Annotated in this window: 1 protein-coding gene; it reads left to right on the top strand. The window is 76.5% G+C overall.

The features are described from left to right. Positions 1-3: 3 nt before the first annotated feature. Positions 4-15,045, top strand: coding sequence for a type I polyketide synthase (locus BLU95_RS01455; protein ID WP_093858294.1), 15,042 nt, complete (start codon positions 4-6; stop codon positions 15,043-15,045). Positions 15,046-15,084 lie beyond the last annotated feature (39 nt).

Below are 15,084 nucleotides of genomic sequence, written 5' to 3'. Positions count from 1 at the left end.
CTGATGTCCGACGACAAGAAGCTGCTCGACTACCTCAGGCGCGCCACCGCGGACCTGGGTGACGCCCGGAGGCAACTGCGCGAGGCCGAGCAGGCCCGCCACGAACCGATCGCCATCGTCTCCATGGCCTGCCGCTACCCCGGCGGCGCCGACACGCCGGAACTGCTGTGGGACCTGGTCTCCCGGGGTGCCGACGCGATCTCCGCCTGGCCGGTGAACCGCGGCTGGGACCTGGAGGGCCTGTACGACCCGGACCCCGAGCGGCCCGGTACCTCCTACACCCGGCACGGCGGCTTCCTCCACGACGCGGCCGACTTCGACGCGGAGTTCTTCGGCATCTCGCCGCGCGAGGCCCTGGCGACGGACCCGCAGCAGCGGCTGGCACTGGAGACCGCCTGGGAGGCGGTCGAGCGGGCCGCGATCGACCCCCGCACGCTGCGGCGCACCGCCACGGGCGTCTTCCTCGGGGCGATCGGCAACGGCTACGGGGCGGGCTCGCGCCACCTCCCCGAGGTCCAGGGCCTGTTGGACACCGGGACCGCGAGCAGCGTGGTCTCCGGCCGGATCGCCTACACCCTGGGCCTGGAAGGGCCCGCGGTCACCGTGGACACGGCCTGCTCCTCCTCCCTGGTCGCCCTGCACCTGGCGATCCGGGCCCTGCGGGCGGGCGACTGCACGCTGGCCCTGGCCGGCGGGGTGTCGGTGATGGCGACCCCCGACGCGTTCGTGGCGTTCAGCCGCCAGCGCGCGTTGTCGGCCGACGGACGCTGCAAGGCGTTCGGGGCCGGCGCGGACGGAACCGGCTGGTCCGAGGGTGCCGGCGTGCTGCTGCTGGAGCGGTTGTCGGACGCCCGCCGCAACGGGCACCCGGTGCTGGCCGTCGTCCGGGGTTCGGCCACGAACCAGGACGGTGCGAGCAACGGTCTGACGGCGCCGAGCGGTCCGTCGCAGCAGCGGGTGATCCGGGCGGCGCTGGCGGACGCGGGTCTGACCGCGTCCGAGGTGGACGTGGTGGAGGCGCACGGCACCGGCACCACCCTGGGCGACCCGATCGAGGCGCAGGCCCTGCTGGCCACCTACGGCCGGGGCCGGCCCGCCGAACGACCGCTGTGGCTGGGCTCGTTGAAGTCGAACATCGGCCACACCTCGGCGGCGGCCGGAGTGGGCGGCGTCATCAAGATGGTGCTGGCGATGGAGCACGGCGAACTGCCCAGGACCCTGCACGCGGACCGGCCGACGCCCATGGTGGACTGGTCCTCGGGAGCCGTGGAGATCCTCTCGGAGGCCCGCGCCTGGGACGACACGGAACGCCCGCGCCGGGCCGGGGTGTCCGCCTTCGGTGTCAGCGGCACCAACGCCCATCTGATCCTGGAACAGGCCCCGGTGGAGGACGCCGAACCGGCCGAACCGGCCGGACCTGCGGCCGGTGGCGACGCGCACCCGCTTCCCTGGGTGCTGTCGGGGCGCACCGACGAGGCGCTGCGCGACCAGGCGGCCCGCCTGCTGGCCCACCTGAGCGCCCGTCCCGGACCTCTGCGGGCCGACGACACCGGCCGCGCCCTCGCCCTCACGCGGACCGCCTTCGAGCGGCGGGCCGTGGTCGTGGGCGGAGACCGGAGCGAGTTGCTCGACGGCGTGAAGGCCCTGGCCGAGGGCCGGTCCCTGCCGGGACTGGTACGGGGCGACGGGGTGTCGTCGGGTCGTGCGGTGCTGGTGTTCCCGGGTCAGGGTTCGCAGTGGGTGGGGATGGCTGCGGAGTTGCTGGCCGGGTCTGCGGTGTTCGCGGGGCGGATGGCGGAGTGCGGGCGTGCTCTGGCGCCTTACGTGGACTGGTCGTTGGTGGAGGCGTTGGGTTCGGAGGCGCTGTTGGCGCGGGTGGATGTGGTGCAGCCGGTGCTGTGGGCGGTGATGGTGTCGTTGGCGGAGGTGTGGCGTTCGTTCGGCGTCGTTCCGGACGCGGTGGTGGGCCATTCCCAGGGCGAGATCGCAGCGGCGGTGGTGGCGGGCGGTCTGAGCATCGACGACGGGGCGCGGGTGGTGGCGCTGCGTTCCCGCGCGATCAGGGTTCTGGCGGGTCTTGGCGGTATGGCCTCGGTGCCGTTGCCGGTGGACGGGGTGCGGGAGCGGATCGCTTCCTGGGCGGGGCGGTTGTCGGTGGCGGCGGTCAACGGCCCCTCGTCGACGGTGGTTTCCGGTGACGCGGACGCGGTCACGGAGCTGGTGGACAAGCTGGTCTCCGAGGGTGTGCGGGCGCGCGCGATCGAGGTCGACTACGCGTCGCACTCCTCGCACGTGGAGGAGATCCGCGAGGAGCTGCTCGCGGACCTGGCCGGCATCACCCCCCTCCCGGGTGCGGTGCCGTTCTTCTCCACGGTGACGGGCGACTGGCTGGACACCAAGGCCCTGGACTCCGGGTACTGGTACCGCAATCTGCGGGAGACGGTGGAGTTCGAGCGGGCGACCACGACGCTGCTGGGGGAGGGCTTCCGGTTCTTCGTCGAGTCCAGCCCGCACCCCGTGCTCACCTTCGGTGTCCAGCAGACCGCCGACGCGGCCGACGTCGCCGACTCCGCGCAGGGCCCCGCCGTGATCGTGGGTACACAGCGGCGCGGCGAGGGCGGTCTCGACCGCTTCCTGACGTCCCTGGGCGAGGCCCACGTGGGCGGCCTGCTGCCCGACTGGGAGCGGGTGTTCGCCGGACACCGTCCGGACGGCGTCTCCCTGCCCACCTACCCGTTCCAGCGCCGCCCGTACTGGCTGGAGGACACCGGCCCCGGGGCGGGCGGTCCGTCCGGGACGCCCTCGGCGGGCGACGACTTCTGGGAGGCCCTGGGCGGAGGCGACCTGGACCGGTTCACCGCCACCCTCGGGGTGACGCCCGAGGACCCGCTGAACGTGGTGCTCCCCGCGCTCGCCACCTGGCGCACCGAGCGCACCGAGCGCTCGGTGGTCGACTCCTGGCGCTACCGCGTGACCTGGCGGGCCCTGCCCGAGGGCTCCCCGGGCGCGCTGGACGGCAGCTGGCTCGTGCTGTCGTCCGATGGTCAGCCCGAGGACGGGGTGCGCCGGTCGGAGGCGACCGTCCACGCCATGGAGCAGGCCGGGGCCGCGGTGGTCCACGTACGGATCACCGCGGCGGAGGCCGAGCGCGCCGTCCTGGCCGACCGGGTGCGCGCGTCCCTCGACGCGCTGCCCGGCCCGGTGGCGGGAGTGCTGTCGCTGCTGGGCCTGGACGAGCGCCCGCACTCGGCGCACCCCTCCGTCCCGCTGGGTACCGCGCTCAACCTGGTCCTGGTGCAGGCCCTCGGCGACGCCGGGACCGACGCGCCCCTGTGGTGGGCGACCCGGGGCGCGGTGTCGGTCGGCGGCACGGACACCGGCGGCGGGGTCAGCGCCGCGCAGAGCCTGCTCTGGGGCCTGGGCCGGGTCGCCGCGCTGGAGTTCCCGCAGCGCTGGGGCGGCCTCGTCGACCTTCCGGAGGTCCTGGACCGGGACACCGCCCGTCGGCTGTGCCGGGTGCTGGCCGGCGAGGCCGGGGACGAGGACCAGGTGGCCGTCCGGGCCACCGGCTGCCACGGCCGGCGGCTGGTCCGCTCCGCCCTGGGCGACACCGCGCCGCGGCGGAGCTGGCGGCCCGGGGACACCGTCCTGATCACCGGCGGCACCGGTGGGATCGGCACGCAGATCGCGCGCTGGCTGGCCCGGCGGGGAGCCGGGCACCTGGTGCTGGTCAGCCGGCGCGGCGCGGACACGCCGGGGGCGCCGGAGCTCGTCGAGGAACTGGCCGCCCTCGGCACCCGGGTCACCCTGGCCTCGTGCGACGTCGCCGACCTGGAGGCCCTGCGCGCCCTGAAGGACGGCCTCGAACAGGACGGTCACCGGATCGGCACCGTCTTCCACGCCGCCGGGGGCGGGCTGCTGGTGCCGCTGCCCGACACCGACGCGGAGGAGGTCGCCGGCACCCTGCACGCCAAGGTCGGCGGGGCCAGGAACCTGGACCTGCTCTTCGACCGGGACACGCTCGACGCGTTCGTGCTGTTCTCCTCCATCTCCGGGGTGTGGGGCAGCGCCGTCCACGGTGCCTACGCCGCCGCCAACGCCTACCTCGACGGCCTCGCCGAGGACCGCAGGAGCCGGGGCCTCGCCGCGACCTCCGTGGTGTGGGGCATCTGGAGCCCCGAGGACGGGGCCGGCGGGATGGCGGCCGAACTGGCGGAGGACACCCTGCGCGGCCACGGCGTGCTCTTCATGCCGCCCGCGGTCGCGATCACCGGGCTCCAGCAGGTCCTGGACCACGACGAGACGGTGGTCGTGGTCGCCGACATCGACTGGGACCGCTTCGCGACGGTCTTCACCTCGGCGCGCCCCAGCCCGCTGATCGGGGAGCTCCCCGAGGTGCGCGGCGCGCTGGCCGCCGAAGCGGGGACCGGCGGGGCCGGCACCGGGGGGACGCCCTCGGCGCTGCGCGAGCGGCTGGAGCCGCTCCCGGCGGCCGAGCGGACCCGGGTGCTGGTCGACCTGGTCCGGACGCACGCGGCCGCCGTCCTCGGCCACGACTCGCCGGACGCGGTCGCCGCCGGACGCGCCTTCCGCGACCTGGGCTTCGACTCCCTCACCGCCGTGGACATGCGCAACCGGCTCAACACCGCCACCGGCCTGCGGCTCCCGGTCACCGTGGTCTTCGACTACTCGTCGGCGACGGCGCTCGCCGGGCGCCTGGAGACCGGACTGCTGGGCGCCGCCGAGGAGCCCGCCGCCGTCCGGCAGCCCCCCGCGGCGGCACCCGCCGCCGACGACGACCCCGTCGTGATCGTCGCCATGAGCTGCCGCTACCCCGGCGGCGTCCGCACCCCCGAGGACCTGTGGCGCCTGGTCGCCGACGGGCGCGACGCCGTCTCCGGCCTGCCGTCCGACCGGGGCTGGGACCTCGACGCGCTGTACGACGCGGACCCCGACCGGCCCGGCCGGAGCTACGCCGCCGCGGGCGGTTTCGTCCGGGACGCGGACCGCTTCGACCCCGGGTTCTTCGGGATCTCCCCGCGCGAGGCCCTGGCCATGGACCCGCAGCAGCGACTGCTGCTCGAAACCGCCTGGGAGGCGATCGAGCGCGCCGGCATCGACCCGACGACCCTGCACGGCACCCCGACCGGGGTCTTCGCCGGCGCCTCCTACCAGGGCTACGGCGGCACGCTGCGCGACGTCCCCGAGGAAGTGGAGGGCCTGATCGTCGCGGGCATCTCCACCAGCGTCCTGTCCGGGCGGGTCGCCTACCAACTCGGCCTCCAGGGGCCCGCCGTGACCGTGGACACGGCCTGCTCCTCGTCACTCGTGGCGGTCCACCTCGCCGCGCAGTCGCTGCGCTCGGGCGAGTGCGCGCTGGCCCTGGCGGGCGGCGCCACGGTGATGGGCACCCCGCTGTCGTTCACCGGTTTCAGCCGGCAGCGCGGGCTCGCCGAGGACGGGCGCTGCAAGTCCTTCGCCGCCGCGGCGGACGGCTTCGGCATGGCCGAGGGCGTGGGCCTGCTGCTCCTGGAACGTCTCTCGGACGCCCGCCGCAACGGCCACCCGGTGCTCGCGGTGCTGCGCGGCTCGGCGATCAACCAGGACGGCGCGAGCAACGGGCTGACCGCGCCCAGCGGCCTGGCCCAGCAGCGGGTGATCCGCGACGCGCTGGCGAACGCCCGGCTGACGGCCGCCGACGTGGACGCCGTCGAGGCACACGGCACCGGTACCCGGCTGGGCGACCCGATCGAGGCCGACGCGCTGCTGGCCACCTACGGCCAGGACCGGCCGGCCGACCGGCCGGTGCGGCTCGGGTCGCTGAAGTCGAACATCGGGCACACCCAGGCCGCCGCCGGGGTCGGCGGCATCATCAAGATGGTCCTGGCGATGGAGCACGGCGAGCTGCCGCGGACCCTGCACGTCGACCGGCCGTCCCCGAACGTCGACTGGACGGCGGGCGCCGTCGCCCTGCTGACCGAGGCCACGCCCTGGCCGGAGACCGGCCGGCCGCGCCGGGCCGGCGTGTCCTCGTTCGGCCTGAGCGGCACCAACGCCCACGTCGTCATCGAGCAGCCGCCCGCCGAGTCCGAGCCCGCCCCCGTGCCTGCCCCCGCGCCCGTACCCGGGGCGTCCGCCGTGCCGTGGGTCCTGTCCGGGCGGACCGCCGAGGCGGTGAAGGCCCAGGCGGAGCGGCTGCACACGTACCTGACGGAGCACCCGGAGCTGTCGTCCGCCGACGTCGGGCACTCCCTGGCCACCACCAGGACCGCCTTCGAGCACCGCGCGGCCGTCGTCGGCGACGACCGGGCGACCCTGGTGGGCGGCCTGGCCGCGCTGGCCGCGGGAGAGCGCGCACCCGGCCTGGTCGAAGGCACCGTCGCCCGGCAGGCCAGGACCGTCTTCGTCTTCCCCGGCCAAGGGTCCCAGTGGGCCGGCATGGCCCGGGAGCTGCTCGACCGCGCCCCGGCCTTCGCCGACCGGGTCGCGGCCTGCGAACGCGCCCTCGCCCCGCACCTGGACTGGTCGCTGCTCGCGGTCCTGCGGGAGGAGCCCGACGCGCCCCCGCTGGACCGGGTGGACGTGGTGCAGCCGGTGCTGTTCGCCGTGATGGTGTCGCTGGCCGAGCTGTGGCGGGCGCACGGGATCGTCCCCGACGCCGTGGTCGGCCACTCCCAGGGGGAGATCGCCGCCGCCTGCGTGGCCGGCGCGCTCTCGCTGGACGACGCGGCCCGGATCGTCGCCCTGCGCAGCCGGGCCCTGCTGGCCCTGACCGGGCGCGGCGGCATGCTGTTCGTGCCGCAGCCGGTCGAAGCCGTGCGCGACACACTGTCCGCCGGCTACCCGGCGCTCGACGTCGCCGCGGTGAACGGGCCGACGTCGGTGACGGTCTCCGGCGACCCGGCGGCACTGGAACGGCTGCGCGACCAGTTCTCCGAGGCGGGCGTCCTGACCTGGCCGGTCCCCGGCGTGGACTTCGCCGGACACTCGCCCCAGGTGGAGGAGCTCCGCGAGGAACTGCTCACCCTCCTCGGCGGCACCGCACCACGGACGGCCGACATCCCGTTCTACTCCACGGTCACCGGCGGTCCCCTGGACACCCTGGGCCTGGACGCCGCGTACTGGTACGAGAACCTGCGCCGGCCGGTGGAGTTCGGACGCGCGGTCGACGCGCTCGTCGCCGACGGGCACCACACCTTCGTCGAGTGCAGCACCCACCCCGCGCTGACCGTCTGGCTCCAGGAGGCCGTCGAAGCGGCCGGAGCCGCCGACGGAGCCGTCGTCGGCACCCTGCGCCGCGACGACGGCGGCCCCGGCCGCTTCCTCGCCGCGCTCACCGAACTCCAGGTGCGCGGACTGCCGGTGGACTGGGAGGCGGTGTTCGCCGGAACCGGCGCGCGCAAGCGCCCCCTGCCCACCTACGCCTTCCAGCAGCAGCGCTACTGGCTCGACACCACCCCCGACCGGCCCGCCGACGCCGTCACCGGCACCGACGCCACGACCGGTACCGGCCCGGCCGACTCCGGCTTCTGGGAGGCGGTCGACCGCGGCGACCTGGACGCCCTCGCCACCACCCTGCGGGTCGAGGACGGCGAGCCGAGGGCCTCCCTCGCCTCCCTGGTGCCCACCCTCGCCGCGTGGGCGCGCGGCCGGGCGGGCGACCGGACCGCCGACAGCTGGCGCTACCGGGTCGCCTGGAAGCCCCTGCCGGCACCCGAGCAGCCCCGGCTGACCGGCAGCTGGCTCGTCGTCGCCCCGGCCGGAGCCGTCGACGACCCGGCCGTCGCGTTCGCCGTGGACTCCCTGCGCCGGAACGGCGCCGCACCCGTCCTGGTCGAGGCGGGCCCCGACGCGACCGACCGGACCCGGTTCGCCGCCCTGCTCCGCGACGCCCACGAGCACCCCGACGGGCCGCCCGCCGGAATCCTGTCGCTGCTCGCCCTGGCCGAGGAACCGCACGGCCCCGGATCGGCGCTCCCCCTCGGCCTCACCCTGACGGTCGCACTGCTCCAGGCCCTCGGCGACCTCGGCACCGATGCCCCGCTCTGGTGCGCCACCCGGGGCGCGGTGTCGGTCGGCCGCTCCGACCGGATCGACAGCACGCTCCAGGCCCTGGTCTGGGGCCTCGGCGGGGTCGCCGGTGTCGAGTACCCGCAGCGGTGGGCCGGCCTGGTCGACCTGCCGCGACGGCTCGACGAGCGGGCCGCGACCCGGCTCGCCGAAGCACTGACGGGCCCCGACGGCGAGGACCAACTGGCGGTGCGCGCCACCGGCCTCTACGGCCGCCGGGTCGTGCACGCCGGACTCGGTGACACCGCCCCCGTACGCGACTGGACACCCGAGGGCACCGTCCTGATCACCGGCGGCACCGGAGGACTCGGCGCCCAGATCGCCCGGTGGCTCGCCCGCACCGGCACCGCGCACCTGCTGCTCACCAGCCGGCGCGGCGCACAGGCCCCGGGGGCCGACGCCCTGCTGGCCGAACTGCGCGGACTCGGCGCCGCCGCCACCGCGGTGGCCTGCGACGTCGCGGACCCCGACGCGCTGGCGGAACTGCTCGCCGGGATTCCGGCCGAGCGCCCGCTGCGCGCCGTCCTGCACACCGCGGGCGTCCTCGACGACGGGGTGATCGACTCGATCACCCCGGAACGCGCGGCCGGCGTCCTGCGCCCCAAGCTCGACGGCGCACGCAACCTCGACGCGCTCACCCGTGACCTCGACCTGACCGCCTTCGTGCTGTTCTCCTCGCTGGCCGGCACGCTCGGCGGCACCGGCCAGGGCAGCTACGCCGCCGCCAACGCCTACCTCGACGCCCTGGCCCGGCGGCGCCGCGACCTCGGACTGCCCGGCACCTCGGTGGCCTGGGGCCTGTGGGGCGGCGAGAGCCTCGCCTCCGGAGCGGTCGCCGAACGGCTGGTCCGCGACGGCCTGCCCGCCATGGACCCCGCCGCGGCCACCACCGCGCTGCGCCGGGCCCTCGACCACGACGACACGGCCGTCCTCGTCGCCGACTTCGCCTGGGACCGCTTCACCCGGGCGTTCACCGCCCTCCGGCCCAGTGCCGCGATCGGGGACCTGCCCGAGGTGCGGGCGGTGCTCGCCGCCGCCGGACCCCGGGGCGCGGCCGACGGCGCCGAACCGCCGGCCGCGAGGCTGGCCGCACTGCCCCCGGCGGAACGGGACCGGGCCCTGCTGGACCTGGTCCGCCGCGAGGTCGCCGCCGTGCTCGGCCACCCCGGGCCCGAGGCGGTGGCACCGGACCAGGCGTTCAAGGACATCGGCTTCGACTCGCTGATCGCCGTCGAACTGCGCAACCGGCTCGCCGCGGCCACCGGCCTGCGCCTGTCGGTGACCCTGGCCTTCGACTACCCCACGGCCACGGCGCTGGCCGGCCACCTGCGCGCCGAACTGCCGGGGGCGCCCGCCACCGGGACGTCCGACGCCCCCGGGCAGCCGACCGCGGCCGCCGCGGTGCCCGAGGACGAGGCGATCGCCGTGGTCGCCATGAGCTGCCGCTACCCCGGGGGCGTCAGCACCCCCGAGGAGCTGTGGGAGCTCGTCGCGGGCGGACAGGACGCGATCACCGGCTTCCCCACCGGACGCGGCTGGGACCTGGACGGCCTCTACGACCCGGACCCGGACCGGGTCGGCAGCACCTACGCACGGGAGGGCGGCTTCCTCCACGACGCCGACCGCTTCGACCCGGCCTTCTTCGGGATCTCGCCGCGAGAGGCGCTGACCATCGACCCGCAGCAGCGGCTGCTGCTCGAACTCTCCTGGGAGGCGTTCGAGCGGGCCGGCATCGACCCGCTGTCGCTCAAGGGCAGCGCGAGCGGCGTCTTCGTCGGCTGCAGCCACCACGACTACGGGTCGCGCGTCACCGAACCCTCCGAGGAGTTCGAGGGCTACCTCGGCATCGGCAGCGCGGGCAGCGTGGCGTCCGGGCGGATCTCCTACAGCCTCGGCCTCGAAGGGCCCGCGGTGACCGTCGACACGGCCTGCTCCTCGTCGCTGGTCGCGGTCCACCTCGCGGCCCGGTCGCTGCGGGCCGGCGAATGCTCGCTGGCGCTCGCGGGCGGGGTGACCGTGATGTCGACACCGGGCGCGTTCGTGGAGTTCAGCCGGCAGCGCGTGCTCGCCGAGGACGGCCGCTGCAAGCCGTTCGCCGCCGCCGCCGACGGCACCTCCTGGGCCGAGGGCGCCGGACTGCTCGTCCTGGAACGCCTCTCCGACGCCCGGCGCAACGGCCACCCGGTGCTCGCCCTGGTACGCGGCTCCGCCGTCAACCAGGACGGTGCCAGCAACGGCCTGACCGCCCCCAACGGGCCGTCCCAGCAGCGCGTCATCCGGGCGGCCCTCGCCGATGCCGGACTGAGCGCCGCCGAGGTCGACGCGGTGGAGGCGCACGGAACCGGGACCCGGCTCGGCGACCCGATCGAGGCCCAGGCGCTGCTGGCCACCTACGGCCGGGAGCGCGGCGAGCGGGAGCCGCTGTGGCTGGGGTCGCTGAAGTCGAACATCGGGCACGGCCAGGCCGCCGCCGGGGTCGCCGGCATCATCAAGATGATCCAGGCCATGCGGCACGGGACCCTGCCGCGCACCCTGCACGTCGACGCGCCGACACCCCACGTCGACTGGTCGGCCGGCGCGGTCCGGCTGCTCACCGACGACACCCCGTGGCCGGAGACCGGCCGACCCCGGCGGGCCGCGGTGTCCTCGTTCGGGGTCAGCGGCACCAACGCCCACACCATCCTCGAACAGCCCGCCGAACCGGCCCCGGCCGCCGCCCCCGCGCCGGCCCCGGCGACCACCCCGGACACACCCGCCCTGCCCTGGCTGCTCTCCGCCCGCGGCGCGGACGCGCTGCGGGAGCAGGCCGCCCGGCTGCTCCGGCACGTGGAGCGGACCCCGGCCCTCGCCGTCGCGGACCTGGGCCGCTCCCTGGCGCTGAACCGCAGTGCCTTCGAGTACCGGGCCGCCCTCACCGGCACGGACCGGCAGGCCCTGCTCCAGGGGCTCGCCGCCCTCGCCGCGGGCGAGCCGTCGGCGGACCTGGTGACCGGTGTCACCGGCCCGGCCGCGAAGACCGCCTTCCTGTTCGCCGGCCAGGGCAGCCAGCGCACCGGCATGGGCGCCGGACTGTACGCGCGGTTCCCGGTGTTCGCCGACGCCTTCGACGCGGTCTGCGCGGAACTCGACCCGCTGCTCGACCACCCGCTGCGGGAGGTGATCGACGCGGCCCCCGGCGACCCCGGCCACGGCCTGCTGGACCGCACCGAGTACACCCAGCCCGCGCTGTTCGCCCTCGGCGTCGCCCTGTTCCGCCTGGTCGAGCACTGGGGCGTGCGTCCCGACCGCCTGCTCGGCCACTCCGTGGGCGAGCTGGCCGCCGCCCACGTCGCCGGGGTGTTCACCCTGCCCGACGCCGCGGCGCTGGTGGTCGCGCGGGGACGCCTGATGCAGGCCCTCCCGGAGGGCGGCGCGATGACCGCCCTCGCCGCCGGGGAGGAGGAGGTGCTGCCGCTGCTCGCGGGCCGCGAGGCCGAGGTCGGCCTCGCCGCGGTCAACGGCCCGGCCTCCACCGTGATCTCCGGCGCCGCGGCAGCGGTGGACGAGATCGCCGCCGTGCTTGCCGCGCGCGGCCGCAAGACCCGTCGGCTGCGGGTCTCCCACGCCTTCCACTCGCCGCTCATGGAGCCGATGCTCGCCGAGTTCCGCGAGGTCGTGGCCCGGACCGTCCCGGGCGAGGCCCTCATCACCGTCGTCTCCGACCTGACGGGCGAGCCGGCCACCGCCGAGCAGCTCGGCTCGCCGGACTACTGGGTGGAGCACGTGCGCGGCACCGTCCGGTTCCAGGACGGCGTACGCCACCTGGAGCGCGACGGCGTCACCGCGTTCCTCGAACTCGGACCCGACGGCGCGCTCACCGCCATGGGCCAGGACTGCCTGACCGGCGCCACCGGCGGCCCCGTGCTGGTACCCCTGTTGCGCAAGGACCGGCCCGAAGCCCCCGCGGCGACCGCCGCCCTGGCCCGGCTGCACGTCACGGGCCTGCCCGTGGACTGGAACGCCGTCCACGCCGGCGGCCCGTCCCGCCCGGCCGTCGACCTGCCGACCTACGCCTTCCGGCGCGACAGCTACTGGCTGCCGGCCGGCCCGGCCGCGGCCGGCCTGCCCGCGGCCGGACTGCTGACGGTCGACCACCCGCTGCTCGGCGCCGGAACGGAACTCGCGGACTCCGACGGCTTCCTGTTCACCAGCAGGTTCTCGGTCCGCAGCCACCCCTGGCTGGCCGACCACGGCGTCTACGAGGGCGTGCTGTTCCCCGCCACCGCGTTCCTGGAACTCGCGGTCCGCGCGGGCGACCAGCTCGGCTGCGACCAGGTCGAGGAACTGACCCTGGAGGCGCCGCTGGTGCTCCCGGCGGGCGGAGCCGTCACACTCCAGCTCACCGTCGGAAGCGCGGACGCCTCCGGCACCCGCCCGCTGAGCGTCCACGCCCGGGCCGCCGAGGACGGCCCCGACGCCCCCTGGACCCGGCACGCGAGCGGCCTGCTCGGCTCCGCCGCAGCCCCCGACCCGACGGACCCGACGGACCCGACGGACCCGGCGGACGCCGGGGCCTGGCCGCCGCCCGGCGCCGTCCCCCTCGACACCGAGGGCCTGTACGACCGGTTCGCGGGCGGCGGATTCGCCTACGGCCCCGCGTTCCAGGGCCTGCGCGCGGCCTGGCGGCTCGGCGACGAGGTGTACGCCGTCGCGAGTCTGCCGGAGGAGCAGCGACCGGACGCCGCCGCCTTCGGCCTGCACCCGGCCCTGCTGGACGCAGCCCTGCACGCGCTGGTGTTCGACGTACTGGAGGGGCCCGCGCAGGGCTGGCTGCCGTTCTCCTGGAACGGGGTGCGCCTGCACGCCTCCGGCGCCACCGAACTCCGGCTGCGGCTGACCCCCATCGGCCGCGACACCGTCGCCGTACGGGCGACCGACGCCGTCGGCCGGCCGGTGGTCTCGGCCCGCTCCCTCGTCCTGCGACCCGTCTCGGCCGACCGCTTCAAGGCCACCCGCGCCGGACACCACGAGGAGCTGTTCCGCCCCGAGTGGCAGGCCCTGCCGGAGCGCGCCGCGACCGGCACCGTCCCCGGCCCGGAGTCCTGGACCGTGCTCGGCGCCGGGACGCCCCTGCTCTCCGGCGCCGCGCCGCTCCCCGGCCGTCCGGTCACCGACCTCGCCGCGCTGTCCGCGCTGCTCGACGCGGGCGCCCCGGCACCAAGGCTGGTGCTGGCCGCCTGCCCGCCCGCCCCGGCCCCGGACGCGCCGCCCGGCACCCTCCGCGACGCGGTCCACGACGGCCTCGGCACGGTCCTCGCCCTGCTGCGCGACTGGCTGGCCGAGGAGCGGCTGACCGGCTCCAAGCTGGTCCTGGTCACCGCGGGAGCGGTCCCGGTGAGCGGCGACGACGTCCCGGACCCGGCCCTGGCCGCGCTCTGGGGCCTGGTCCGCTCGGCGCAGACCGAGAACCCCGACCGCTTCGTCCTGCTGGACCTGGACGCCCACGACACCCCGCCCGCCCTGCTCGCCGAAGCCCTCGCCTCCGGGGAACCCCAGCTCGCGATCCGGGCCGGCGCCGTCCACCTCGCCCGGCTGGCCCGCGTACCGCTGGCCGCCGGCGGGCGCACCTCCGGCTGGGGCGGTGACGGAACCGTCCTGATCACCGGCGGCACCGGCGCCATCGGCGCCCACGTCGCCCGCCACCTGGCCGCCGAGCACGGTGTCCGGCACCTGCTGCTGACCAGCCGCAGCGGCCCCGCCGCCGACGGCGCGGCGGAACTCCTCGCCGAGCTCGCCGCCCTGGGCGCGAACGCCGAGATCGCCGCCTGCGACGCCGCCGACCGCGACGCCCTCGCGGCCCTGCTGGCCGCCCTGCCCCCCGCGCACCCGCTGACCGGGGTGGTGCACGCCGCGGGCGTCCTGGCCGACGGCGTCGTCGCCACCATGACGTCCGAACAACTGGACCTCGCCCTGCGCCCCAAGGTGGACGCGGCGATCAACCTGCACGAACTCACCGCCGGCCTGGAGCTGACCGAGTTCGTCCTGTTCTCGTCCATCGCCGGCGTCTTCGGCGGCATGGGGCAGGGCAACTACGCCGCCGCCAACGCCTTCCTGGACGCCCTGGCCCACCGGCGCCGCGCCGACGGGCTGCCCGGCCGCTCGCTCGCCTGGGGCCTGTGGGCCAACAGCACCGGAATGACCGGCGGGCTCACCGAGGCCGACCTGCGACGGATCGCCCGCGGCGGGATCGTCGCCTTCGACCCGGCCCGGGGGCTGGCGCTCTTCGACACGGCCGGCACCCTCGACGAGCCGGTCCTCCTCCCGCTGCGGCTCGACACCGCTGCCGTCCGCGCCCAGGCCGGCACCGGCGGCGTCCCCGCCCTGCTGCGCGGCCTGGTGCGCGCCGCCGCCCGGCGCGGCGCCGCGGGTCCCGCGACCGGCACCGGCCCCGACGGGCCCGAGGCCCTGATGCGGCGCCTCGGCTCCCTCGACGAGCCCCGGCGCGTCCGGGTCCTCCTCGACCTGGTCCGCTCGCACGCCGCCCTGGTGCTCGGCCACAGCGGCCCGGCCGCGGTCGAGCCCGGCCGCGGCCTGCTGGAGGTCGGCTTCGACTCGCTGACCGCGGTGGAACTGCGCAACCGGCTGCGCGCCGCCACCGGCCACCCGCTGCCCGCCACGCTGCTCTTCGACCACCCCACCCCCGCCGCGATCGCCGCGCACCTCGCCGCCGAACTCGTCGTCGACGCCGGACCCGGCCCGCTCCCCGGCCTCGCCGAACTGGACCGCCTGGCCGGCGCCCTCGACGGTGTCCCCGACGACCCGGCGGACCGCGCACGGCTCGCCGACCGGCTCCGGGAACTCCTGGGCCGCCTCGACCCGGCGGCCACCGCGGCCGGCGGCGACGGCACGGCCGCCGACTCCATCGAGGACCGGATGGACGGGGCCAGCGACGACGAACTCTTCGACCTCATCGACAACGAACTCGGCCTGTCATGACACCGACCCGACACCCGAACCAGGACGGCGGCCCCCGAT

The sequence above is a fragment of the Streptomyces sp. TLI_053 genome, assembly GCF_900105395.1.
GTDB lineage: Bacteria > Actinomycetota > Actinomycetes > Streptomycetales > Streptomycetaceae > Kitasatospora.
This window is presented reverse-complemented; position numbering and strand designations above follow the sequence as displayed.